This window comes from Streptococcus sp. 4886, from assembly GCF_013276485.1.
Taxonomy (GTDB): Bacteria; Bacillota; Bacilli; order Lactobacillales; family Streptococcaceae; genus Streptococcus.
This window is the reverse complement of the sequence record NZ_VMLD01000002.1, coordinates 1-24,219: the sequence shown is the minus strand read 5'-3', so window position 1 is coordinate 24,219 and position 24,219 is coordinate 1. Positions and strand designations below refer to the sequence as shown.

Genomic DNA, 24,219 nt, shown 5'->3' with positions numbered 1-24,219 from the left:
AAATCAAGCAGTTTAGACTATTGATTTAAAGCTTTTTGCTTATTTCAAATCTTCTGTAGAACCTCACCAAAACCAGCCTTCATTATCGTCAATGGCTTGGGCTTCTTTTCGTTTACGTGGGCCTGTTCCGTACATTTCTGCTTCGATTTCTTCCTTGGTAGGCATGATAGAAGCTAGGATGATATAGATAATCACGCCAAGTCCAAAATTTGCGACTGTGAAAATGGCAAACAGAAAACGAACAAGGGTAACATCAAAGTTCCACTTGTCTGACAGACCTGCTAGAACTCCTGAAATCATGCGATTTCGTCTCATTTTATAAAATTTACTATTCATAATATTTCCTCTTTCTGCTAGGTTAGACATAGTATATCACGGGTAGGCTCGACTTTCATCAGTCCTCAGGCTGATTTATTAGTAGCAATTTACCTCGACAAAGTCCACAGCGATAGCGTTGAGTATCAATCCTTCTCTTACGCTGATAACTTTGCTGGCAAGATTGGCACTAATAGACTAGGTAGGCACTTTGAGATTGTGTTTTCAAGGGTGGTACATAGCGCAGTCCATCAACTTCTTTCAACAGTTCCTTAAAATCCCTATCCTTGTGTTGATAGCCCTTCCCTTGAAAATAGAGGTGATAGTGACAGAGTTCATGGCGAACAATTTTCCTAAAAACGTCTAAACCCAGCTCCTGATAAACCTTGGGATTAAAATCCAAATGCCCATCTTTGGGGAAAAATCGCCCACCTGTCGAACGTAGACGAGAATTCCACTGAGCTTGATGGATAAAAGGTCTGCCGAAGTCTTCTAGCGAAACTTGCTTGACGTAATCAGTTAGATTCATCTGGAGCTAGGAGCGACAGATTGACTTTTTCACGTTCAGTATCAATTTTCTTGACCCAAACAGTCACCAAATCTCCGACTGACACCACTTGGCTTGGGTGTTTGATAAATTTGTGACTCATATGGGAAATATGAATCAAGCCGTCCTCGTGAATCCCGATATCAACGAAGGCACCAAAGTCAACGACATTACGCACCACACCTTCCAGCTTCTGGCCGACTTTTAAGTCTTTAATATCCAAGACATCTTGACGAAGAACAGGTGCATCAAAAGAATCACGGAAATCACGACCTGGTTTTAGAAGGTCAGCAATGATATCTTTAAGAGTTTCTGGTCCAAGGTCTAGCTCTTGCGCCATTTCCTTGACTGAAAGCGACTTGAGTTTGCCTTGGGCTTCTTCGTTTAGGTCTTTAATATCTAAGCGTTTGAAGAGCTCCTTAACAGCACTGTAATTTTCTGGGTGAACTCCTGTATTATCAAGGATATTGCTACTTTCAGGGATACGAAGGAAACCAGCTGCCTGTTCAAAGGCCTTGGCCCCCAGACGAGGAACTTTCTTGATTTGAGCGCGTGAAGTGATTTTTCCTTCTTCCTCACGGTATTTGACAATATTTTCAGAGATAGTTTTGTTGAGTCCAGCAACGTGGGAAAGAAGAGCTGGACTAGCTGTATTGACATTGACACCGACTTGGTTTACCACTGTATCCACGACAAAATCCAGACTTTCAGACAGTTTCTTCTGACTGACATCGTGTTGATATTGACCGACACCGATTGACTTAGGATCGATTTTGACCAATTCGGCAAGAGGATCTTGCAAACGACGGGCGATAGAAATAGCAGAGCGTTTTTCAACGGTCAAATCTGGAAACTCCTGACGAGCAAGTTCGCTGGCAGAATAGACCGAAGCACCACTTTCATTTACAATGACATAACTAACCTCAGGAAAATCTTTCAGAACTTCCGCCACAAAGGCTTCACTTTCACGACTGGCCGTCCCATTTCCGATAGCAATAATTTCCACGCCATACTGACCAATCAAGTCTGCCAAATCTTTCTTGGCTTCTTCAATTTGACGAGCTGATGCTGGTTTGACAGGGTAAATGACCTGTGTTGTCAGCATTTTCCCTGTTGCATCCACGACAGCTAGCTTGGCACCTGTACGAAAGGCTGGGTCAAACCCAAGAACCACGCGCCCTTTCAGCGGAGCAACTAAGAGCAGATTGCGCAGATTGTCAGAAAAGAGTTGGATAGCCCCTTCTTCCGCTTTCTCAGTCAATTCTGTCCGAATACGTCGCTCGATAGCAGGCAAAACTTTTTTCTTAACTGACTGTTGAACAACTTCATCTATATAGGCGTTTTTCACCTTGAAACGAGCTGCAAAGAAAGCTAGAATGCGGTCCGTCGCATGTTCAAAACCAACCTTCAAGACACCTAGCTTCTCCCCACGATTGAGGGCCAAGGTACGATAACCTTGCATATTTCCAACCGTCTCTGAAAAATCATAATAAATCTGAAAAACCTGCTTTTCATCAAGACTTTCATCCTTGACTTGGGAAGTGAGTTTAGAGTGTCTCAGAACTTCCTGATAAGTCATGGAACGCAAGGCCACATCTTCCGATAAGGCTTCGACCAAGATATCAACTGCACCAGCCAAGGTTTCCTTACCAGTCGCAAATCCTTCACAGACAAACTTTTCAGCCTCTTTTTCTAAGTCGGCTACATTCTGCAAAATCAAGCGAGCAAGTGGGAAGAGTCCGGCTTCACGGGCAATGGTTGCCTTGGTCCGACGCTTTTCCTTGTATGGAAGATAGAGTTCTTCAACGTCCGCTAATTTTTCGGCAGCTAAGATAGCTTCTTCCAATTCCTTGGTCAACTTACCTTGTTCTTGAATCTTCGCCAAGACAGCTTCCTTGCGGTCATTGAGATTGGTCAGACTTTTATCCAAATCGATAATGGCCTTAATCGCCACCTCATCCAAACTACCAGTCATGTCCTTGCGATAACGCGCGATAAAGGGAATAGTCGCCCCTTCAGCTGTCAAACTTAGAACAGTATCAATTTGCTTTAACGTCACTCCCAAATCCTGAGAGATTTTTTCATATTTTTTATCCATAAATCTATTATACCACAAGCTGAAAGGCTTTCTCCAATCCTTTTTATACTCAATAAAAATCAAAAAGCAAACTAGGAAGCCAGCCACAGGTTGCTCAAAACACCGTTTTGAGGTTGTAGATAAGACTGACGAAGTCAGTCACATATATACGGCAAGGCGAAACTGACGTGGTTTGAAGAGATTTTCGAAGAGTATCAACTATCGAAAACAAATTAAAAAACTCCCTTTTCCTCAAAATAATAGTATAATAGAGGTAGAATTTAGAATTGAGGTACACCTATGGCTGTAAAATTTACAAAACGAGACGACTTGGACAAGATGTTTGAAGAGTTTGCTAAACTCCCAGATTTGAAGCAGGTCACTTTCCCTGATGACAAAGAGAAAAAAGCCAAAGCAGAAAAGAAAAACTAGATGACTGCTTTCCAACAACTCCCATCTAGTGTACTTCAGACTGGGGCTATTTTTCTCTCTATAATCATTGAAGCCCTACCCTTCGTTCTGATAGGAAGTATTGTCTCAGGGCTGATTGAGGTCTATATCACACCTGACAAGGTTTATCATTTTCTCCCTCGAAATCGTTGGGGGAGAATCTTTTTTGGGACCTTCGTTGGGATACTTTTCCCTTCTTGCGAATGTGGAATCGTCCCCATTATCAATCGTTTTCTGGAAAAGAAGGTTCCCAGTTACACGGCCGTTCCCTTTCTTGTGACAGCACCTGTTATCAATCCCATTGTTCTCTTTGCGACCTATTCTGCCTTTGGCAACTCCTTCCATATCGCCCTATTACGAGCTCTGGGTTCCATTCTTGTGGCTGTGATACTTGGGATTGTTCTAGGATTTTTCTGGCAAGAACCGATTCAAAAAGAAAATCGGTTGGCCTGTCATGAACATGATTTTTCTCACTTGACCCCTGCAAAAAAAGTTTTTCAGGTCTTTGTGCAAGCCATTGATGAATTTTTTGATACGGGGCGTTATTTGGTATTTGGCTGTCTCTTTGCCTCTGTTATACAGGTCTACGTTCCAACTCGGATTCTGACCTCTATCAGTGCGACCCCTCTTTTTGCCATTCTGCTCCTGATGCTTTTGGCCTTTCTTCTTTCGCTCTGTAGTGAGGCGGATGCCTTTATCGGTGCTTCTCTTCTCTCGAGTTTCGGTTTGGCACCAGTTCTGGCCTTTCTCGTCATTGGTCCAATGCTGGATATCAAAAATATTCTCATGATGAAAAATTACTTGAAAGTACGATTTATCAGTCACTTTATCACTATTGTGACTCTTGTCGTCTTAGTCTATTCTCTCTTGATTGGAGTCATCCTATGATTCGATTTTTAGTTTTAGCTGGCTATTTTGAACTGACTATTTACCTCCATCTGTCGGGCAAATTAAACCAGTACATCAACATGCACTATTCCTATCTGGCCTATATCTCCATGGTGCTTTCCTTTATTTTGGCAATTGTTCAACTGTATATCTGGATGAAGCAAGTCAAAACCCACAGTCATCTGAACAGCCGATTGGCCAAGATGACGAGTATTTCTCTTCTGGCTATTCCACTTGTCATCGGCTTAACTTTCCCAACTGTTAGCTTGGATTCTCAGACCGTTTCTGCCAAAGGCTATCATTTCCCCCTATCGGAAGGAACGGATCTGGCCATTCAGACAAGCGAAGGGACAACAAGCCAATATTTGAAACCAGATACCAGTTCTTATTTTTCAAAATCAGCCTATGAAAAGGAAATGCGAACGGCGGCGGATAAATACTTATCCCAAGATAGTATTCAGATCACTAATGAAAACTATATGGAGGTCATGGAAGCTATCTATGACTATCCAGATGAGTTTGAGGGCAAGACGGTCCAGTTTACAGGCTTTGTCTATAATGACCCCAGTCATGCCAATAGCCAATTTCTGTTCCGCTTCGGCATTATTCACTGTATCGCAGATTCTGGTGTCTATGGTTTGTTGACCAAGGGAAATACCCGTCAGTACGAAAACAATACCTGGATAACAGCCAAAGGAAAACTGGTCAATCACTATCATAAAGAACTCAAACAAAACCTCCCAACCTTGGAAATCGAAAGCTTTACCAAAGTCGATAAACCAGAAAATCCCTATGTTTATCGAGCTTTTTAAGAAAATCAAGATAAAAACGAACAAGTTCTCTTCTGAATAACAGAAAAAGAGCCTGTTCGTTTTTTGTTGAGTATTGTATAGTAGAATATAAATTGCGATTCTTAATATAATTTATAACTAGTGAACAATTCACAAATCAAATACATTTTCATTCTCTACTTAATACTATGCTTATTCATCTTTTGTTCAAAGATAGTCGTGATAATCTGACGCAAGTCTTCGCGTTCTTTTTCTGGAATCTCACCACTTGTTTGAGCTGCAGCGTAAAGCTCAGGGTGTTCGATTGAAATGCGTTTAATCGTGCGTGTTGTAGCATGTTTTCTGACGAAAAATGGGATTCGCTTAATCAAGTCTTGTGGTACTAGAGCAAGAATCTTCTCAGCAGTTTCCTTGTCACTAATCTTAGACGTAGTCAGCCCATTCTTTATCATTTCCTGTTCTTTTTCTGTAAAATCTTTTAATTCCATCTGATTGATCCTCCTATTTTCTCTAAGTTAAATTATAAACCAATCCAGATAAAACTACAAATGGACTGTTTGGAAATAGGTGCAATACTGTAAGGACGAGTCTGTTCTTTAATTATAAATCTTCCTCCTCAGTCACTTCCCATACTTCTGATTGATAGCCATTCCCATCAATATCGTATCTTTGGATATAGCCACTAAATTTTTCATTTTTTCTTGGTTTCTGGCTATTAACGATTGAAATAACCCACCAAGTCATCAAAAATAGAAATAAAAATCCTAAGATTATTGTCATATCATACCACCATTAAAGTTTAACCCACTTATCATTATCCATGATAAAAGGCTGAGCCAGTCCCTCGCCTGTATAATCCGCATACTTGGTGCCTAAATACTTGTAACAATCTTCCTTGCTGGCAAATTTAATCGCTTGGTAGGGCTCTTCGAAAGTCAATTTCTCTACAAATAAGAAGCCATCATCAGCAGGCACTAAGACGCCAACGTGGCCTACAAACAGATACTCACCATCCAGATTGTCGTGCAAGACTACAGACAGCATTCGAGCTTTGTCGTTAAATTGAAACTGGGAGAAGAATGTTTCCATCTTTTCAGCGTGAACATTGACATCTGTAGTTGCTTCAGTTGGAACTCTCGAAAATAGAATATCAAACTCTTCCTTATCTTGTGAATCAAAGACCTTTCCCTTATCAATCGCATCGTTATCTAGGAAAAGCATTTGATCATTCTTATCAAGTTTTGGAATGGTGACCGAATTTTTCAAAAGACAATAACTATTGATACGGCAGTTGGTTCCAACAAAATCGCCCTTCTTTTGATTCCAAAGGTTGCTAATTTTTTCAACATCGTATTCTGTATGAGTAAAGGAAGTGAAATCTCCTGATAAGCCAGTTGACCCGACAATGGTATTGTAATCATTAACGAGATTAAAAAAGGCATCAACACTATTTGGATCCAAGTGAGCTGATAAGAGAGATTTGACCTCTTCTGTACTTACCTGATTGTTTAGGTTGGTGTATGAAGCTTTCCATGGAACTTTCGTTGAACTACTTTGCCTTTGACTCGTCCCATCAGAAGTAGTATTTTGTTGTTGACAAGCAGCCAAGCCTAAAAACAAGGCAGAACAGATTCCTAGTGTAGCTAATTTTCTTGATTTCTTCATCTTTTTCTCCTAAATGTCTTGGATTAAAGTTTCTTTAACTACTGCTTTACAGATATTGATTACTTTCTCATTTAATGTGTTCATCGTCTTTCTCTCTGATTTGTTTTTTTGTTATTTCCTTAAACTTGATTTAATTATAGTAGGCGTTTCGTGCTCTGTCAACAAATTTTTTATGAAAACACAACAAAGTTTTCATTTTCGTGGATTTCGTGTTATGCTTTACTTATAAAAATAGAAAGCGATTTCATTTGTGGATAAAGAAGAGATTGCGATTGTTACAGTCTAAAAATAAAACAATATAGACTAGTAAATGGTTGGACTCAATAAAAATTGGGTACTAAGATAGGTATAAGTAAAAACACCATTGGAAATTATGAAAAAAGGGTTAGGACTACTAAGAAAAATACTATATTTGACTTAGCTAAAGTATTCAGTAGCTTGATTGATGCCTCTTTCCTCCAGTTCAAAAGGATTCTCCTAGCGATATCCAATCTATCTACGACCAACGGACACCATCCAGACAAGGTAAAATCCTGACCTATGCCGAGAGGCAACTGTATGAGCAGAAAAACGAAGATAAACGAAGTATCGTAAAAATCATCAGACTGGACGACTACAGACAGACTACTTACTCTCGTTTTAGGTAGTTTATCTCTGCAGGTAGCCGCTTGATGCAGGACGACGATTTAGATATGGAATTCCCATTCTATGAGGATGAAATCCCAGACGACTAAGACGCAATCGCTTATGTCGTCAGCAGGGCCATGGAGCCAAAGATAAGAAACGGCGACTACCTATTTATCAAGAATCCCCCACAGATTGACTATAATACCATCGGCATCTTCCAAGTAGACGGCGCTAACTATGTCAAGAAACTCCGCCAAGGCTACCTCAAAAAAACTCAATCCCGACATCCACCTAAACGAAAGCAACCATATTCGTACCATCGGAAAAATTGCCAGGCTGTATAGGGAGAATTAAAAAAGGGGGAGAATGGCGATATAAAACAAACAGATTTTAAAGGATTCGAAAAACTTTGAAAAAGTTCATTCTACATTTCAAAAAAAGAATAAGTGACCTAAAGCAGATTAGATTTTGTTAAACACTAGTGATATGTCAATTTAGAGAAAGGGATTTAAGATCACTTTGCAAAAGGCAAATACTAAACTAGCGAAACCGATAAATCAGCCCCTTAGTTCCCATATTTTCAGGCACACACTCCTTAGTACACTAGCTGAGAAGAATGCTATAATGGTTAGAGTGGAACACAAAGACGCTAAAACAATAAATAACATCTACACTCACGTAAGTAAAATAATGGAGCAAGCTGCTTTGGAGGTTTTAAATACCATATCATTAAATCGAAAATATATCAGATCGAATCTAGACAAGTAGATTCCGATTGCTAAAATATTTGTAGAAATTCATTTGAATTTCCTAAGCACTTTGTGCATATCTTATTTCATACTCAATGAAAATCAAAGAGCAAACTAGGAAGCTAGCCGCAGGTTGCTCAAAGCACTGCTTTGAGGTTGCAGATAGAACTGACGAAGTCAGCTCAAAACACTGCTTTGAGGTTGCAGATAAAACTGACGAAGTCAGTAACCATATATACGGTAAGGCGACGCTGACGTGGTTTGAAGAGATTTTCGAAGAGTATCAATCCATTATGAAAGTTTTGCCTCTTTCTTACCCTCTATACAAAAAAAGCCTATCACACAAGCTCTAAAGCTGGATATGATAGGTTTTTATATTTTTCTTAACGTACTGTGCGGATACGCATTGTGTTTGTGCGAACAGCTTCTCCTACTGGTACACCAGCAACGATAACAATATCGTCACCAGATTCTACAAGACCTGCTTCAACTGCTTTACGTTCAGCAATTTCGAACATATCGTCAGTTGAAGATGGAGCATCTGTTAACATTGGGATAACACCCCAGTTCAACATCAAACCACGTTCTGTCAATTCGTCAAATGTCAATGCTAAGATGTCAGCATTTGGACGGTATTTAGAAATCAAACGTGCAGTGTGACCTGTCTTAGTAAGAGTTACAACCAATTTAATGTCCATTGAGTTAGTCGCATCTTTAACAGCTGAAGCCATTACTTCTGTCTTAGAGTTACGTTCGAATGAATCTGAATCCAAACGTCCGTATTCATTAAGAAGAGTTTGAGCATTCTTGTCGATTGTAGCCATTGTAGTTACTGACTCGAGTGGGTATTTACCGTTTGCAGACTCGCCTGATAGCATTGTAGCGTCAGTACCGTCGATAACAGCATTAAATACGTCTGATACTTCTGAACGAGTTGCACGTGGTTTTTCAGTCATTGTTTCAAGCATGTTTGTTGCAGTGATAACAACTTTACCTGCAGCATTGACTTTCTTGATAATCATTTTTTGGTAAACTGGAACCATTTCGAATGGTACTTCGATACCCATGTCACCACGAGCGATCATGATACCATCAGCTGCTTCGATGATTTCATCCAAGTTATCGATACCTTGTTGGTTTTCGATTTTAGCGAACAATTGAACATGTCCGTTTCCAGTTTCTTCACAGATTGCACGAACTTCGTTCACATCTTTTGCAGTACGTACGAATGAAATCGCGATGAAGTTGATACCTTGTTCAAGACCGAAACGGATATCGTCGTTATCGCGTTCAGCAAGAGCTGGGAAAGGAATTTTAGTGTTAGGGATGTTCACACCTTTTTGTTTAGCAATTACGCCATCATTTTCAACTTCAACTTCAAACTCACGAGTTGCGTCATCTTTAGCAACAACACGAAGACCAAGTTTACCATCGTCAACCAAAACTTGACGACCAACTTCAACATCATCATAAATATCAAGAGCACCAGCAACGTTCAATGCAATCACTTCACGAGTTGATTTGATTCCTTGTTTAGTTGCAACACGGATTTTTTCACCAGTTTTGTATGAATATTCTTTAGCTTCACCTTCGAACAATTCTGTACGGATTTCTGGTCCTTTTGTATCAAGAAGGAAACCAACTTTTTTACCTGCAAGTTTTTCAGCAAGTTTAACAGTTGCCATACGCTCACCTTGTTCTTGGTGGTCACCGTGTGAGAAGTTGAAACGGAATGTGTTAGCACCAGCTTCAATCAATTTAGCAATGTTTTTAGCTGAAGCTTCAACATCAAGTTTTTCACCCCAGTATCCGTCATCACCGAATTTTTTACCACCACGGATTTCTACCGCAGGACCCAAAGTTGCAACGATTTTTACACGTTTGTTCATGATTTTTTGTGACTCCTTTATATATATGACCTTTTGGTCTTATTAACTAAATTATGAATTATGACAAGCAATTGTTCAATTGTGACAGGTCAAGATCAGCTTTGTGTGGATTATTTACAATAATCTTACCGTCTGCTGCCAAACTAAACAATGCTCCTTCTTCTGCAGTACCAAGAATTGGATTTTCAACCATTTTTTCGTTACGAATACCTACCGCAACACCACCGATACCTTTTTTAAGAAGTTTAACGGCATGGGCACCCATACGTGACGCCAATACACGGTCACGCGCAGTTGGAGAACCACCACGTTGAATATGTCCAAGTTCTGTCACACGAAGATCGGTCGTATCTCCAGCTTCTTTTAGTTTTTGAGCAAATTCATCTGCTGACATAACACCCTCTGCCAAAACGATGATATTGTGTCTTTTACCACATTCATAGCCAGCTCTGATGCTTGCTACGATATCTTCAATTTTGAAGTCTTCTTCAGGGATGATAATTTCATCAGCACCAGTTGCGATACCAGCCCAAAGAGCGATATCACCAGCGTTACGCCCCATAACTTCGATGACAAAAGTACGACGGTGACTTAATGATGTATCACGAATCTTATCGATAGCGTCCATAGCAGTCGTAACCGCTGTGTCAAAACCGATTGTGAAGTCAGTACCAACGATATCGTTATCAATTGTACCTGGAAGACCGATAGCTGGGAAACCATGCTCAGTCAAACGCATAGCACCGTGGTAAGATCCGTCTCCACCGATAACAACTACACCTTCAATGCCGTGTTTTTTTAATTGCTCAATCCCTTTTAGTTGCCCTTCAAGTTGAGCGAACTCTGGGTAACGAGCTGAGTGAAGGAAAGTACCACCACGAGAAATGATGTTTCCTACTGAAGCCGCATTTAAGGGATGAATTTCACCGGCAACCATACCAGCATATCCGTCATAGATACCAAACACTTCCATTCCTTCTGAAATTGCTTGACGAACAACTGCACGGATAGCAGCGTTCATACCAGGGGCGTCTCCACCACTAGTTAAAACAGCAATACGTTTCATATTGGTTTATGCTCCTTTTTCTTTTAACATTCTTCTTGATTATACCACATTTGATTTTAAAATTCTTCTATTTTCCGTATTTTTAGCGATAAATCGTTTTCATAGCGATTTCATTCAATTTCTCCTCTAATTCATTGGATTTAGCTACAAAATGATGAGGGGAAACGATTGTTTTCTGTTCTTCTTCATACCTGATAATGACTGGGATTGGGCCCTTATACTGGTCTAAAATACGTGAAATTTCTTGATCCGAATCATAATTTTTTACCTGTATCCAAAAGCGTTCAGCAACTGCTTCTCTTATTTCTTGTGCAATCATTTGCAGACGGCCATCACGTGACTGGATTTTTCCTTTTATATAGTAGAAGGCTCCCTCTTTTATTTCCTGCCCAACCTGACGATATAAGTCTGAAAAGAGAGTGACATCCAATTTTTTCTTACTGTCATCTACCTGTAAGAAAGCCATGTTTTCGCCCTTTTTGGTACGAATTACTTTTATTTTCTGAACTTCAACCAAAATAATAGCGTAGCTATTTTCTGACAAATTCCCAATTGGAGTAATCGGGTAAATAGCCTTATTTGCAATAGCTTGTAGGGGATGTTTGCTGACACCTATCCCTAAAAGCTCTTGTTCCATATAGAATTTTTCTTGTTCCGTCCAATCTTCCGATTCCTGCCAACTATAAATAGTATCTCCAAACAAACTTCCTAACTCTTTTACAAATTCAAATAGATTAACTAAATTATTGAATACTTTTTGACGATTTCTTTCAAATGAATCAAAAAGACCAACTTTTACCAAAGGTTCTAGCAGAGGAAGTTTCAGATAATTCTCAGGTAATTTAGCTACAAAATCTTCAATGCTAGAATAAGGTCTATTTTCAATAATCCAAAGCGCCAAATCCTTGCTGACTCCCTTAATCGATTTCAATCCTAGATAGATGGACTTGTTGGCAATTTTATCGTGATAGGGAATGGTGTTGATGGACAGAGGCGCCACTTCAAAGCCTGCTTCTAAGGCATCTGTTAAGTAATCACTGTTGGCAGAATTCAACATGACCTGATAAAAAATGGCTGGATAATGCGTTTTGAAATAAGCCAACTGAAAGGCCAAGGCTGAGTATGCATAGGCATGTGACCTGTTAAAACCATAACCTGCAAACTTCTCCATGACATCAAAGACCTGCTCTGCCTTTTCCGCAGTATGTCCAGCTTCTAATGAACCTTGAATAAAAGAAGCCCTCATCTCATGCATGGCAGAGGCATCCTTTTTCCCCATAGCTCGGCGCAAAATATCGGCTTTCCCAAGACTAAATCCAGCAAAACGCTGAGCAACCTGCATAACCTGCTCCTGATAGAGCATAATTCCGTAAGTTGGAGCCAAAATATCCTCCAGTACTGGATCCAGAACAGTCACTTCTTCCTGCCCATGCTTTCTTGCCACAAAATTATTGATATAGTCACTAGCGCCTGGTCGATTTAGAGAAGTAGTTGCTACGACATCCTCAAAACAGACTGGTTGCACACGCTTAAGCAGACGAATGGCACCTGGTTGCTCAAATTGAAAGATACCTTTTGTATTGCCAGAAGCAAATAAAGCTAACGTTTCTTTGTCTTCCAAATCTATTTCTTCAATTTTAAGGTGAATATCTTCTGTTTCAGCAAGCAACTCTTGCATTTTCTGGACAAAGGTCAAATTTCGTAGTCCCAGAAAATCCATCTTCAAAAGCCCACTAGCTTCAACTCCATGAGCATCATACTGAGTCAATGGAATTTCGTCACCATGCTTTAGAGGGATGTAGTTGGTCAAATCTTGGTCGCTAATCACAACACCAGCCGCATGGACAGAAGTTTGTCTTGGATAGCCCTCAATCTTGCAAGCAATTTCAAAGGCTTTTTGGTATTCTAACTTACTATTGATTTGCTGACGAAACTGGAGGTTACCCTCATAAGCCGACTTAAGATTGTCCCGGAAACTGATTTTCTTAGTAATTGCAGATAATTCATACTCTGGCACACCATAGCGTTTCAAAACATCTCGCAAGGCCTGCTTGGCGCCAAAGGTAGAAAAAGTAACGATTTGCGCCGCATGTTTACTACCGTATTTATTGCCAACATACCTGATAAAATCTGGACGATAAATATCAGGAATATCAATATCAATATCAGGCATGGTATAGCGTTCACGATTGAGGAAACGTTCAAAAATCAGATTTTTCTCTACTGGGTCAATTCCTGTAATGTCCAAGGCATAGGAAACCAAGCTACCAACTGCGGAACCCCGTCCCATGCCCATATAATAACCATTCAAGCGTCCAAAACGCAGCAAATCCCAGACAACCAAGAAATAATCATCAAAACCCATATCATGAATAACAGCCAATTCTTGGTCTAGTCGATCTTGATATTCTTTACTAGACAATCCCTTCTGGGCAAGCCCAAGCTCAGCACGTTCTCTCAACTCTTCTACTGCTGGTCTAGCTGGGTTAAAACGAGGCAGTTTCAAACTAGTATCCAAATCGTAAGAAATACCTGAAATAAGCTTTTCTAAGTTTTCCAAGGCTTGCGGAAATCGTTCTAGGAATAATTTCTCTAAAGAATTTGCTGATATAAAGACATCTTGTCGTGAACGCAAGGGAACTTCTCTGAGCGGTAGGTTTTCTTTAATTGCTGTTAAGACTTGCAGAACTTCTCTATCCCTACTTTCAAAGACATTGACCCGATAGAGGGGTAAGATAGGACGATAAAATTCGCTTACCAGTGTTTCCGGATAAACCCCTATATAGTAATCACAGCCTAGATTTAGTGATTCAAGCTCTTCAAAATAAGGCACAATTACCGCGATATCCTCTAGGTACTGAGACAGGACTGACCAAGTTTTCTCCCCCTGCATCTTGGCTGTTGAAAGCTTCATCAACTGCTGATAGCCCACACTAGATAGAGCTAAAAAGCGCAGATTCACTTCCTGAGCATCCACAAATACAGTCATTTCAAGCCCTAATAAAGGATGAATGCCATATTTTTTTGTAACCTCTAGAAAGTCAAAAGCACCATAAAGATTATCAATATCCATTATAGCCAGATGAGTGTAGCCGAATTCTTTAGCTGCTCTCACATACTTGGTGATTGAAATGACACTCTCCATAAAACTATAGACTGTTTTTGTATCTAGTTGTGCGATCAATTTACACTTCTCCTCTATCCTTCTCACTATATTATACCATTTTCACCTATAAAAGGCTTCTCTTGAGAAACATTTCATCAGCGTACTAATTTACTTTTTATTCATTTGTGTTTTTGTCATTATTTTTTATATTTATACTATATTATATATAAAATAGAAAACATACAATATAAATCTCCTAGAATTTTTATATTATACCCATTACGTCTATTATTACACTGTTCTCTATATTGAATTTAGCACTTTATTCATTTTTATTGGATTATTTCCTTTTGCAGTTAACAATTCCCTTTCTGCTTTTTTTTTGATATAATAACCTTAACTATCATTCTATATGGAGGTTCTATGCGTTTTAATCAATATAGTTATATCACTTTTCCAAAAGAAAATATCTTATCTGAACTAAAAAAATGTGGCTTTGATTTACAAAACACAGCCAATCCCAAGGAATTACTGGAAACTTTTTTACGTCGCTTCTTTTTCACTTATGAGAACACCGACTATCCACTCTCCTGCTTGGCTATAGACAAAGAAACTAACATATTAACTTTTTTCAAATCTGATAAAGACTTGACAGCAGATATTTTTTATACTGTTACTTTTCAACTTTTAGGCTTTTCTTATTTGGTTGACTTCGAAGACAGTGAAGCTTTTCGTAAAGAGACTGGATTTCCTATTGTATACGATGACTTGATTGAAAATCTCTATCAGTTACTCAATACTCGCACCAAAAAAGGGAATACCCTGATTCATCAACTGGTAAGCGACGGTCTTATCTCTGAGGATAATGACTATCACTACTTTAACGGCAAAAGTTTAGCAACTTTTTCCAGCCATGATGTCATTCGTGAAGTCGTTTACGTTGAGTCTCGTGTCGATACTGACCAAAAAGGTCTTCCAGACTTAGTCAAGGTCAGCATTATTCGTCCTCGTTTTGATGGAAAAATCCCTGCCATCATGACAGCCAGCCCTTATCATCAGGGAACAAATGACAAGGCAAGCGATAAGGCTCTCTACAAGATGGAGGGCGAGCTTGAGGTAAAGCCTGCTCATAAGATTGAACTAGAGGAACCTCAACTCAATCTCGTCCAACCCCAAGGCCAAGCTGAGCTTGTGTCGGAAGCTGAGGAAAAGCTAAGCCACATCAACTCTAGCTATACTCTTAATGACTATTTCCTTCCACGAGGTTTTGCCAATCTCTATGTGTCAGGTATTGGTACCAAAGACTCTACTGGTTTCATGACTAATGGAGACTACCAGCAAATCGAGGCTTATAAAAATGTCATCGATTGGCTTAATGGCCGTTGCCGTGCCTTTACTGACCACACGCGCCAACGTCAAGTCAAAGCTGACTGGTCAAACGGAAAAGTTGCCACAACTGGACTTTCCTATCTTGGAACTATGTCCAATGGGCTTGCGACTACAGGCGTCGATGGTTTAGAAGTAATCATTGCTGAGGCTGGCATTTCTTCATGGTACAACTACTACCGTGAAAACGGTCTGGTAACTAGTCCAGGCGGTTATCCCGGTGAGGACTTTGACTCCCTTGCTGAGTTAACCTATTCTCGTAATCTCTTGGCTGGCGACTATATCCGTGGCAATGAAGCTCACCAAGCTGACTTAGAAAAAGTAAAGGAACAACTAGATCGCAAGACCGGCGACTATAACCAGTTTTGGCATGATCGCAACTATCTGCTCAATGCCCATAATGTAAAAGCAGAGGTTGTCTTTACCCACGGTTCACAGGATTGGAATGTCAAACCACTTCATGTTTACCAGATGTTCCATGCCCTTCCTAATCATATAAACAAGCACCTCTTTTTCCATAATGGTGCCCATGTTTATATGAATAACTGGCAGTCCATTGATTTCCGTGAAGCCATGAATGCCTTATTGACTAAAAAATTACTGGGACAAGATACAGATTTCCAACTTCCTACTCTTATCTGGCAGGACAATACAGCTCCACAGACTTGGCTATCACTTGATAACTTCGGTGGGCAAGAAAACTTTGAAACCTTCTCACTTGGGCAAGAAGAGCAAGCTATTCAAAACCAGTACCCAGATAAGGATTTTGAGCGTTATGGTAAGACCTACCAGACCTTCAATACGGAACTCTATCAAGGGAAAGCCAATCAGATTACTATTGACCTGCCTGTGACTAAAGATCTCCACCTGAACGGTCGCGCTCAGCTTAATCTTCGTATCAAATCCAGCACAAACAAGGGGTTCTTATCTGCTCAACTACTGGAACTTGGTCAAAAGAAATACCTACAACCTTATCCAGCTATTTTAAGTGCTAAAACCATTGATAATGGACGCTACCACATGTTGGAAAATCTCTGTGAATTACCATTTAGGCCAGATGCACAACGAGTCGTGACAAAAGGCTACCTTAATTTACAAAATAGAACTGATCTACTGTTAGTAGAGGATATTACTGCAGATGAATGGATGGATGTGCAATTTGAACTGCAACCAACTATTTATAAGCTAAAAGAAGGAGATACTCTTCGTTTAGTCCTCTATACTACTGACTTTGAAATCACAATCCGTGACAATACCGACTACCACTTGACTGTCGACCTCACTCAGTCCACACTTACAATACCTTACTAAAAAAGGAGTTAAATTATTATGAATAAATCAGAACACCGACACCAACTTATACGCGCTCTTGTCGCAAAAAACAAGATTCATACACAGGCTGAATTGCAGTCCCTTCTTGCTGAGAACGACATTCAAGTGACCCAGGCAACCCTCTCACGCGACATCAAAAATATGAACCTATCAAAAGTCCGCGAAGAAGATAACGCTTATTATGTTCTTAATAATGGTTCCATCTCAAAATGGGAAAAACGTTTGGAAAACTATATGGAAGATGCCCTCATCATGTTGCGACCTATTCAGCACCAAGTCCTACTCAAAACTCTTCCTGGTCTAGCACAATCGTTCGCTACAATTATTGATGCTCTTGATTTCCAATATATTATCGCAACCCTTTGTGGTGATGATGTTTGCCTTATCATCTGTGAAGATACAGATGCTGCTCAAAAGTGCTTTGAAGAACTGAAAAAATTCGCCCCACCATTTTTCTTTGAAGAATAATAAATGACTACAACTAACAATTATGCTTTAAAAAACCTGGTAGAAAGTCTTTAACATCAGAAAACGCATAGTATCAAGTGTTGAAAACCCTTGATACTATGCGTTTTGCTTTATCCTAGGAAGATTTATACTCTTCGAAAATCTCTTCAATCCCCGTCAACATCGCCTTGCCGTAGGTATGGTTACTGACTTCGTCAGTCTTATCTACAACCTCAAAACAGTGTTTTAAGCAGCCTGCAGCTAGTTTCCTAGTTTGCTCTTTGATTTTCACTGAGTATTACTTCATTTTCTCCTGCAATTGAATTCTTGCTCGGCTTTTTGTTTTCTATTTCTTTAAAATCAAAGTAGCTCTTTTGTTAATAACTCGATCAACAAACATCGTGGTACAAGTATCTACTTTGAAATTTATCAGCCACTTAACAACTGATACTGTATTCTAGGAAAACGATGACATTCTTCCTAATAAAACTTCTCATATATAACATAAATTTCTACTCTTTTTAATTTTAAATGAGTCTCAGCATGGCAATCACTTTAGAATTTAAGCCACTTCTCCAGCTCGATTATTGATAAGTTCAATGGTTTGAACAATATTACGAAGTACTGGTAGTTGGTGTTGAAAGAGTAGTTGAACAGATCCATGAGATTTAAACGGCTCTTGCGTTAACACTTTCATCTCTAAGCAACCATTTTCTACAATGTAGTCTACAATCAATTTTACAAATGAAATCTGCCTGGCATTAAGGTTCTCATCCGACAAAAATTTAGAAAAAATACGATTGGCAGACTCTCTATCTAAGCCAATAATCTCACGCACCAATCTCGGAATTGCCTTATTTTCATAATGATGTTGGTAGTCTGATTTGCTACCTAATTTTTCCCAGAGCAATTTTTCAAGTGCAAGCATATCATCAGATGTCAACTTTTCATTATGGTATAGCTTAGAAATGGACTCTTCATCCAGATGAGTTTTCAAGTAATGCTCAACTTTTTCATTATAAGATCGAAGATCGTTGACCTGTAAAAATGCTGTGGTCTCGTGAACAGTGGAGAGTATACGATCTTCAAAGTTAACATAGTAGGGTTTACGGTCTGTTTTATCCAAAAACTGTAATAAATCTCGAATAGCAAGACGAATTTTTTCCAAATCAGACAAGTTAACTTCTTTCCAAAATTCAGGCTCCTGTACTTTCCTGATAATTTCAGCCTGCTCAAAAACCTGCGGGATATTGCCAATAGCAGAAAGAGCTCTAGCCGTCTTCATCACTTGGGAAATATGAACAGTGGAAGATTTAGCTGTCAGTTGCCCCAACTGAATATGAAGTAAGCACAAATCAAATCTCCTCGCCATCTCATCTTCTTTATCTTCATCAAATAAAAGCGGAGAGAGATTTTTTTGAATGGTTTCACTTGTAACAGCAGTTAGATTCTGCCAACTTTCCAATTTCCTATAGCTATAAACTGTGTCTAAAACCATACGAACCCTGAAGTCCAACTCATTTAAGCTCTCTATACGACCTTGAAGTTCTGAGACAAGCTCCTGACGGTATGCTCTCGCAAACTGATCTTCTTGGTATTGGAGTCCCTGAAGTTCTCGAATCAAGTCCACTTTGATATTAAATAAACGCTGAGTCAACGAAACAATGTGACGACCCTCTCCATCTCTTGGATCTGCACGAAAATAATCAAAATTGTCCCCATAATCAAATACCAAGAAGTTTTCCTTATCCTGTTCAGGTCCAAATAAATCTTTACACAGACGGGTTCCTCGACCAATCATCTGCCAAAACTTAGTTTTAGAGCGTACTTTCTTGAAGAAGACTAAATTCACAACCTCTGGTACATCAATACCTGTATCTAACATATCGACAGAAATCGCAATTTGAGGATACTTCTCCTTAATTTTAAAATCATCAATCAAGGTCTGATAATGCTTAATACTATAATCAATCACCTGAGCATAGTCGCTCCCTTTTTCAGGATAGCGGTTGTTAAAAATACCTCTGATATATTCCGCATGGTCATGATTTTTAGCAAAAATAATAGTTTTACCAATTTCATCACCCGAGGCTGTCTGAATTCCTCTTGTCATGAGTTCATTTAAAACAATTTCTACTGTACTTTTATTGAAAATAAAGGAATTAAACACACTCCCATCAATATCTTTTTCACAGCTATCGTCTTCAAATTTGCTATCAAAATGTTCCTTTTCTTCTTCGGATAAATCATCATAATGTAGACCATCCGTAGGTAGTTTCAGTTTGGTTTCGATAGAATGATAGGCTACTAAATATCCGTCTTTAACAGCCTCTTCCAAATCATATGCATATGTTGGAACACCATTCTCCAAATTAAAGAATCCATAGGTGTTTTTATCTAAATCTTGACGCGGAGTAGCTGTTAAGCCTACAATCCTTGCATCAAAATAATCAAAAATGGACTTGTATTTCTGATAAATAGAACGGTGAGACTCGTCAATTATGATAAGGTCAAAATGCCCAACAGTGAAAGGGCGTTGATTTACTTCTTCTTGACCACTAATCGCTCCAATCATAGTCGGATAAGTTGAAAAGACCATGCGACTTGATTGAGCTCCTTCTTTATCTTCTAAGAAGTTACAAACGGAAAGATCTGGGAGTAATTTTCTAAACGAATCATATGCTTGCTTAACCAAGGAAGTTCTATCGGCTAAGAAGAGAACGTTTTTTACCCAGTTATGACGTGATAAGATATCAACTAGAGAAACTGCTGTACGAGTTTTCCCAGCCCCAGTTGCCATAACCAAAAGTGCCTGTCTACGATGATTAGAGAAAGCTTCACAAACGCTTGCAATCGCATGTTTTTGGTAGTGACGCCCGGAAATATCGTCTCTAATTTTACTAGAAATATCCTCAAGTGGTTTTTGAAGATGACGTCTATCCATCACTAATTGCAATTCTTCTTGAGAGTAAAAGCCTGCAATCTGGCGGCGGTTCGGACCATCAAGTATATAGTGCTTCAACCCATTTGTAATAAAGCAAATTGGCTGATAGCCGATATGTTTCTCCAAAGCTTCAGCATATTCTTTGACCTGTACTTCCCCTACTTCTGGATTGACAGAGGCTTTTTTAGCCTCTACAATCGCTAAAATTTTCCCATTTTTACCATAAAGTACATAGTCACAGTAACCAATTCCTGAACCGTGCTTGAGACCATCAACAGCTATCTCAACACGACAGTTTTCTTCAAATATCCATCCTGCTAGACGGAGATCGATATCAATAAAGAGCTTTCTTGTCTCTGCCTCAGATAATTGATCAATATGGAAAGGCACATCTTGCCGTTGCGCTGCAGTCTCACGTTTTTCAGTATAAGTCTCTTGAACTTCTACGGACTGAGCAGCCATCTGTTCATGAAAATCAGGCAGTTCTGGTAAACTGTCTTGTAACTTTATCATAGATTGTGGAGTTTCTCGGTATTTAATGTTTGCTGAAAGTGGTAAGCACTTCTCATCAAAATAACGCTCCACAAACTCATTGCTGTAACAATAATCGATAAAATTAACAAACTGATACAAATGATGCAAAGCTAAAATCGCTTCTCGTTCCTTAATTTCACCACCATGAGCAGCATGGTTTCCCCATCGAATCAACAGAACTATCTGCTTGTGGAGTTCAGAATCTACGATATCCCTAAAATCATCATCCCATACTAAAGAAGATAGAGTAGCACGATAGGGAGCTTCTAAATATGAATCGTGACTATATATCCAATGGACAGCCTGCTCTAAAGCACGACGCGCCATAAAGGCGGTAGCCACAGTTGATGTAGCAATCATATTCTCAGCTTCAATGCAAGGTTTTGAAAAAGATTCATATTCGTCATTTTTTAAAAGAAAGCTAAAATTTCCCATTTTTTTCTCACTTTAAACAAATAGTTTAGCTATATTATACTAAATTTCAAGCTATTTCTCCACACTTTTATAGCTATCTCACAAGCAAATTGTGATTTGTCGACTTGGGCTACAAAGTCTGCAAACTCATTTTGGAGGGCTAGTGGGGGGAGGGGGATGGAAATATCTAATAAATCTGATTTGGTTAAACTAGGTATTGTTACAGCCTTATTTAACTTCTCAAAATTGTATAATTGACAAAAATAGAATAAATATTCTGAGTTTATTTTTTCTAAAACAGGCTCTAATCCAAATGCTGTATCTACATTCCAAAAATTTTCTCTAACTAAAATAGGTTTATTTATATTTCCTTTACGTCCAATAATAACTGAATTTTTCTTCACTATCCAATCTTTAGCATATCCCATAATTCCCCCACTTCCATAAATAGGAAATTTCCCATCAGCATCTTCAACCTGTTTTTGATTTTTACCATTTCTTATTGTTAGAATCTCGTTCCATTTGCTAACTTTCCATTCTTTTTCATTTAGAATAACATCCCCAAACATCTCGTTAAATCGGGATTTGCTTTTAAGAGATGAATTTTTGGTGTGAATGCTTGACATTATTTTGATTGACCATGGCATAGGCCAGGGTTGTGTCAATCTTGCTATGACCTAGCAGTTTTTGGACTTGTTCGATAGGCATACCTTTATCAATTGCCTTAGTCGCTAAAGTTCTTCTGAACTTATGTGGGTGAACCTTTTGTATACCGAGTTTGTCTCCTAACTTTCTTAAGCGAATCTCTACACCAGCAATTCCAAGCCTCTGGACTTTTCCAACTAACGTTACAAAAAGAGCAGGGTGACTATCTTTTCTGTCGTTAAGATAGTTTCTTAAATGAATTTTCGTCCGAGCGTCAAAATATACTGGTCTCTCCTTCTTTCCTTTACCAAAGACAACACACTCTCTGTTTTCAAAATCAATATCTGAACGATTCAACTGTACAAGCTCCCCTACACGCATACCTGTCGATGCTAGTAGGTCTATTATTGCCAAATCTCTCAAATTTTCACAGTTATCGCGCATAATTTCCAAATGTTCATCAGTATAAGTTTCCTTCACATTTTGCTCAGTCTTAATTTTCTTTATCCGTCGAATGGGATTTTTAATGATATATTCCTCTTGCTCAAGCCAAGCAAAAAAAGAAGACAATATACGCCTAATATTGTCTAAATTCGCCTTACTACAATCCTTTTCAGACTGGTAATTTGCTAAATAACTCCTTAAATCATCTGTTGTGAGTTGTGTCACAGACTCCTTAATAGCATTAAACAAGTTTTCAATCGTCCTCTGGTAATAACGAATTGTTTTTGAGCTACAGCCCTCTACCTGTTTGGCGGTGATAAAGAGTTGCAACAGGTTATTATTCGAATACTTCTGCTGCTTTTTTCCGTCTACTAGATGATGTTCTAAACTCTCTCTCAATGCTAGTAATTGTTCATTATTTAAAAGAGGTAACATTTCTTGCATGATAATTGTAACTTTTGATTCCATAATTTTTCACTTTCTTATTCATCAATAAAAAGAGACAATATCAGTTTCTGCATTACAGAATTCTAATATTGTCTGTTCATTTATTTTCTTGTGCCCATTCAAATCCAGCATACTAGGTTACTTTCTGACCTTTTCTCTAACAGAATGTTCAGAAACCCATTTGGAGTAGCTTATCATTTTTTCATCAGTTAAAGCTTCTACTGCGATGGTTACACACATTTTTACTGCTTCTTCTACCGTTACAGAAAAACGATAGCCATTTAATTGTAAAAATTTGACCAAAACGAAGAAAGAAGTTCTTTTATTAGCATTAGCAAAAACATGCTTCTTTATCAATTGGACAAATAGTATCGTTGCTTTATCAAAAATTGTTGGATAAAGAGGCTTCCCAAAGACAAATTGTTCTGGTAAGTTCACAATCATATTTAAGGCAGAAGGACTAACTGTTTGAATTTTCTCATTTGGAGAATACCGTTGAATTGCTAAAGCATTTATTTTTTCAATTTGCTTTTCTGTCAGATAGATTGTCATTTTTCCACCAAAGCTTTGAAAACATCGTCGTATTCGTCAAATATTTTATCTAAATTTAAGTCAAAGGCATCATCAGATACATAAGAAACCTGCTGCCCCAATTCTTCAGGAGTAAAGATAATCTCACCACTTGGTAACAATTTCGCTTCGTATTTAACACCACTTGGAATATTAAATTCACTTGGAATCGTAATGGTGATTGAATTTCCTTGTTTTCTTGTTTTTACTACCATCTGATTTCCTCCTTTGAAGTATTATAACAAATCATTACCGTAATTACAATGGCAGAATATCAGCCAAAATACTCCTGCATCAGAGATTTCTTCAAAGTTTCAAGTTCTTCCAGAAATTTTTGGATTGCCAATTGTGATTTGTCGACCTGGGCTACAAAGTCTGCGAACTCATTTTGGAGGGCTAGAGGGGGGAGGGGGATGGAAATATTTTTGATCATCGATAAGTTAAAATTTTTTTGACGTACGCCTCTTTGTTGATTCAATAGCATTGATCTTAAATTTTGAATTACATAATAAACATATATAGTATTCGTTATTTTATCATCTAATTTTGCAAAAGCAATAGCTTGATTGCAAGATATTACTTTAGTATTGATCGATGATTTTAATCCCGCAGTATCATACATACCCAGTAATAAACTACCTTTTTCAATTATTTTTGCAGAACTACATTCAATTGCCTTTTCTGTAATTTTTTCAAAAGAATCTTCAATGTATTTATGTTCTAGTTCTCCTGATGTAATCCAAGGAATATTTCCTCTAAAAAATTCTTCTTCATTTCTTTTAGGAGTTCCACCGCTTTTCCATATTCCAAATTCCTTCAAAGCATGTTTATCCCAACCCATTTCATTCAAAACCGGATCCCCAAACATCTCGTTAAATCGGGATTT

22 protein-coding genes and 1 pseudogene are annotated in these 24,219 nt (G+C 38.6%); 7 read left to right on the top strand and 16 right to left on the bottom strand.

All coding sequences use genetic code 11. The annotated features are described in order from the left end of the window. Positions 1–63: 63 nt before the first annotated feature. The 3 genes and pseudogenes from HT679_RS00450 to HT679_RS00440 all read right to left on the bottom strand — a co-directional run bounded on the left by HT679_RS00450 (position 64) and on the right by HT679_RS00440 (position 2,960). Positions 64–336 (bottom strand): PspC domain-containing protein, encoded by a 273-nt coding sequence (locus tag HT679_RS00450; protein WP_001085044.1) that lies wholly within the window; start codon positions 334–336, stop codon positions 64–66. 58 nt (positions 337–394) lie between these two features. Further along, positions 395–844: pseudogene (locus HT679_RS00445) on the bottom strand (SprT family protein). Then, positions 831–2,960 carry a Tex family protein gene (locus tag HT679_RS00440; RefSeq protein WP_173212281.1) on the bottom strand — a complete coding sequence of 710 codons (2,130 nt, stop codon included), beginning with the start codon at positions 2,958–2,960 and terminating at the stop codon, positions 831–833. The pseudogene HT679_RS00445 and the gene HT679_RS00440 overlap by 14 nt, the downstream one beginning before the upstream one ends. A gap of 279 nt (positions 2,961–3,239) precedes the next feature. On the opposite strand from HT679_RS00440, the gene HT679_RS11510 reads away from it, so the two are divergent. Genes HT679_RS11510 through HT679_RS00430 form a run of 3 tightly spaced genes read left to right on the top strand, consistent with a single transcriptional unit; the run spans position 3,240 to position 5,089 of the window. Beyond that, positions 3,240–3,371 (top strand): SPJ_0845 family protein, encoded by a 132-nt coding sequence (locus tag HT679_RS11510; RefSeq protein ID WP_000268685.1) that lies wholly within the window; start codon positions 3,240–3,242, stop codon positions 3,369–3,371. Then, positions 3,372–4,277 carry a permease gene (locus HT679_RS00435; RefSeq protein WP_023941381.1) on the top strand — a complete coding sequence of 302 codons (906 nt, stop codon included), beginning with the start codon at positions 3,372–3,374 and terminating at the stop codon, positions 4,275–4,277. Next, a complete protein-coding gene (locus HT679_RS00430; protein ID WP_173212279.1) occupies positions 4,274–5,089 on the top strand; it encodes a TIGR03943 family protein in 816 nt (271 codons plus the stop codon). The genes HT679_RS00435 and HT679_RS00430 overlap by 4 nt, the downstream gene beginning before the upstream one ends. A 155-nt stretch (positions 5,090–5,244) precedes the next feature. Here the strand turns inward: HT679_RS00430 and HT679_RS00425 are convergent, their stop codons facing one another. The 3 genes from HT679_RS00425 to HT679_RS00415 form a co-directional block, all read right to left on the bottom strand. Beyond that, entirely contained in the window at positions 5,245–5,556 is a 312-nt protein-coding gene (locus tag HT679_RS00425; protein ID WP_173212277.1) for a hypothetical protein, read from the bottom strand. A 112-nt stretch (positions 5,557–5,668) separates the two neighbouring features. After that, positions 5,669–5,848, bottom strand: a complete 180-nt coding sequence (locus tag HT679_RS00420) for a hypothetical protein (RefSeq protein ID WP_173212274.1) — start codon at positions 5,846–5,848, stop codon at positions 5,669–5,671. A gap of 12 nt (positions 5,849–5,860) precedes the next feature. Then, positions 5,861–6,733, bottom strand: a complete 873-nt coding sequence (locus tag HT679_RS00415; RefSeq protein ID WP_173212272.1) for a DUF4300 family protein — start codon at positions 6,731–6,733, stop codon at positions 5,861–5,863. 764 nt (positions 6,734–7,497) lie between these two features. Here HT679_RS00415 and HT679_RS00410 point away from each other — a divergent pair. After that, complete coding sequence (locus HT679_RS00410) at positions 7,498–7,704, top strand: S24 family peptidase (protein WP_173212270.1); 207 nt, start codon at positions 7,498–7,500, stop codon at positions 7,702–7,704. A 500-nt stretch (positions 7,705–8,204) separates the two neighbouring features. After that, positions 8,205–8,462: a hypothetical protein gene (locus HT679_RS11195; RefSeq protein WP_240149002.1), complete on the top strand. Its 258-nt coding sequence runs from the start codon at positions 8,205–8,207 to the stop codon at positions 8,460–8,462. A 30-nt stretch (positions 8,463–8,492) separates the two neighbouring features. Here the strand turns inward: HT679_RS11195 and pyk are convergent, their stop codons facing one another. The 3 genes from pyk to HT679_RS00390 form a co-directional block, all read right to left on the bottom strand. After that, positions 8,493–9,998, bottom strand: a complete 1,506-nt coding sequence (gene pyk / locus HT679_RS00400) for a pyruvate kinase (protein ID WP_050224194.1) — start codon at positions 9,996–9,998, stop codon at positions 8,493–8,495. Positions 9,999–10,056: 58 nt separating this feature from the next. Then, positions 10,057–11,064 (bottom strand): 6-phosphofructokinase, encoded by a 1,008-nt coding sequence (pfkA, locus tag HT679_RS00395; RefSeq protein WP_173212268.1) that lies wholly within the window; start codon positions 11,062–11,064, stop codon positions 10,057–10,059. Positions 11,065–11,146: 82 nt separating this feature from the next. Next, positions 11,147–14,248 (bottom strand): DNA polymerase III subunit alpha, encoded by a 3,102-nt coding sequence (locus tag HT679_RS00390; RefSeq protein ID WP_173212266.1) that lies wholly within the window; start codon positions 14,246–14,248, stop codon positions 11,147–11,149. Positions 14,249–14,593: 345 nt separating this feature from the next. Here HT679_RS00390 and HT679_RS00385 point away from each other — a divergent pair, with 345 nt between their 5' ends. Both HT679_RS00385 and HT679_RS00380 read left to right on the top strand, forming a co-directional pair. After that, positions 14,594–16,867 (top strand): Xaa-Pro dipeptidyl-peptidase, encoded by a 2,274-nt coding sequence (locus tag HT679_RS00385; RefSeq protein WP_173212264.1) that lies wholly within the window; start codon positions 14,594–14,596, stop codon positions 16,865–16,867. Positions 16,868–16,885: 18 nt separating this feature from the next. Next, the gene (locus HT679_RS00380; RefSeq protein WP_001043011.1) at positions 16,886–17,356 is read left to right on the top strand and encodes an arginine repressor; all 471 of its coding nucleotides are present in this window, start codon (positions 16,886–16,888) and stop codon (positions 17,354–17,356) included. 115 nt (positions 17,357–17,471) lie between these two features. Here the strand turns inward: HT679_RS00380 and HT679_RS00375 are convergent, their stop codons facing one another. The 7 genes from HT679_RS00375 to HT679_RS00345 form a co-directional block, all read right to left on the bottom strand. Beyond that, positions 17,472–17,627, bottom strand: a complete 156-nt coding sequence (locus HT679_RS00375) for a hypothetical protein (RefSeq protein ID WP_173212262.1) — start codon at positions 17,625–17,627, stop codon at positions 17,472–17,474. A 270-nt stretch (positions 17,628–17,897) separates the two neighbouring features. Then, complete coding sequence (locus tag HT679_RS00370; protein WP_173212260.1) at positions 17,898–21,248, bottom strand: DEAD/DEAH box helicase family protein; 3,351 nt, start codon at positions 21,246–21,248, stop codon at positions 17,898–17,900. Positions 21,249–21,277: 29 nt separating this feature from the next. Further along, the gene (locus HT679_RS00365; protein WP_173212258.1) at positions 21,278–21,796 is read right to left on the bottom strand and encodes a restriction endonuclease subunit S; all 519 of its coding nucleotides are present in this window, start codon (positions 21,794–21,796) and stop codon (positions 21,278–21,280) included. A 22-nt stretch (positions 21,797–21,818) separates the two neighbouring features. Next, positions 21,819–22,784, bottom strand: a complete 966-nt coding sequence (xerA, locus tag HT679_RS00360; RefSeq protein ID WP_000444456.1) for a site-specific tyrosine recombinase/integron integrase — start codon at positions 22,782–22,784, stop codon at positions 21,819–21,821. Between the two features lie 117 nt (positions 22,785–22,901). Beyond that, on the bottom strand, positions 22,902–23,315 hold the full coding sequence (locus HT679_RS00355; protein WP_164225979.1) for a type II toxin-antitoxin system death-on-curing family toxin: 414 nt from the start codon (positions 23,313–23,315) through the stop codon (positions 22,902–22,904). Then, positions 23,312–23,548 (bottom strand): AbrB family transcriptional regulator, encoded by a 237-nt coding sequence (locus tag HT679_RS00350; RefSeq protein ID WP_000260605.1) that lies wholly within the window; start codon positions 23,546–23,548, stop codon positions 23,312–23,314. The genes HT679_RS00355 and HT679_RS00350 overlap by 4 nt, the downstream gene beginning before the upstream one ends. 59 nt (positions 23,549–23,607) lie before the next feature. After that, positions 23,608–24,219, bottom strand: a 612-nt coding sequence (locus tag HT679_RS00345) for a restriction endonuclease subunit S (RefSeq protein WP_173212256.1), incomplete at its 5' end; no start/stop codon positions are given.

Bases quoted from the DNA above. Each gene is read 5' to 3' on its own strand.
- HT679_RS00380 (WP_001043011.1), top strand. From the start codon at position 16,886: ATGAATAAATCAGAACACCGACACCAACTTATACGCGCTCTTGTCGCA.
- HT679_RS00420 (WP_173212274.1), bottom strand. From the start codon at position 5,848: ATGACAATAATCTTAGGATTTTTATTTCTATTTTTGATGACTTGGTGG.
- HT679_RS00385 (WP_173212264.1), top strand. From the start codon at position 14,594: ATGCGTTTTAATCAATATAGTTATATCACTTTTCCAAAAGAAAATATC.
- HT679_RS00440 (WP_173212281.1), bottom strand. From the start codon at position 2,960: ATGGATAAAAAATATGAAAAAATCTCTCAGGATTTGGGAGTGACGTTA.
- HT679_RS11510 (WP_000268685.1), top strand. From the start codon at position 3,240: ATGGCTGTAAAATTTACAAAACGAGACGACTTGGACAAGATGTTTGAA.
- HT679_RS00355 (WP_164225979.1), bottom strand. From the start codon at position 23,315: ATGACAATCTATCTGACAGAAAAGCAAATTGAAAAAATAAATGCTTTA.
- HT679_RS00410 (WP_173212270.1), top strand. From the start codon at position 7,498: ATGGAGCCAAAGATAAGAAACGGCGACTACCTATTTATCAAGAATCCC.
- HT679_RS00415 (WP_173212272.1), bottom strand. From the start codon at position 6,733: ATGAAGAAATCAAGAAAATTAGCTACACTAGGAATCTGTTCTGCCTTG.
- xerA (WP_000444456.1), bottom strand. From the start codon at position 22,784: ATGGAATCAAAAGTTACAATTATCATGCAAGAAATGTTACCTCTTTTA.
- HT679_RS00425 (WP_173212277.1), bottom strand. From the start codon at position 5,556: ATGGAATTAAAAGATTTTACAGAAAAAGAACAGGAAATGATAAAGAAT.
- HT679_RS00350 (WP_000260605.1), bottom strand. From the start codon at position 23,548: ATGGTAGTAAAAACAAGAAAACAAGGAAATTCAATCACCATTACGATT.
- HT679_RS00430 (WP_173212279.1), top strand. From the start codon at position 4,274: ATGATTCGATTTTTAGTTTTAGCTGGCTATTTTGAACTGACTATTTAC.
- HT679_RS00450 (WP_001085044.1), bottom strand. From the start codon at position 336: ATGAATAGTAAATTTTATAAAATGAGACGAAATCGCATGATTTCAGGA.
- pyk (WP_050224194.1), bottom strand. From the start codon at position 9,998: ATGAACAAACGTGTAAAAATCGTTGCAACTTTGGGTCCTGCGGTAGAA.
- HT679_RS00435 (WP_023941381.1), top strand. From the start codon at position 3,372: ATGACTGCTTTCCAACAACTCCCATCTAGTGTACTTCAGACTGGGGCT.
- HT679_RS11195 (WP_240149002.1), top strand. From the start codon at position 8,205: ATGAAAATCAAAGAGCAAACTAGGAAGCTAGCCGCAGGTTGCTCAAAG.
- HT679_RS00370 (WP_173212260.1), bottom strand. From the start codon at position 21,248: ATGGGAAATTTTAGCTTTCTTTTAAAAAATGACGAATATGAATCTTTT.
- HT679_RS00365 (WP_173212258.1), bottom strand. From the start codon at position 21,796: ATGTTTGGGGATGTTATTCTAAATGAAAAAGAATGGAAAGTTAGCAAA.
- pfkA (WP_173212268.1), bottom strand. From the start codon at position 11,064: ATGAAACGTATTGCTGTTTTAACTAGTGGTGGAGACGCCCCTGGTATG.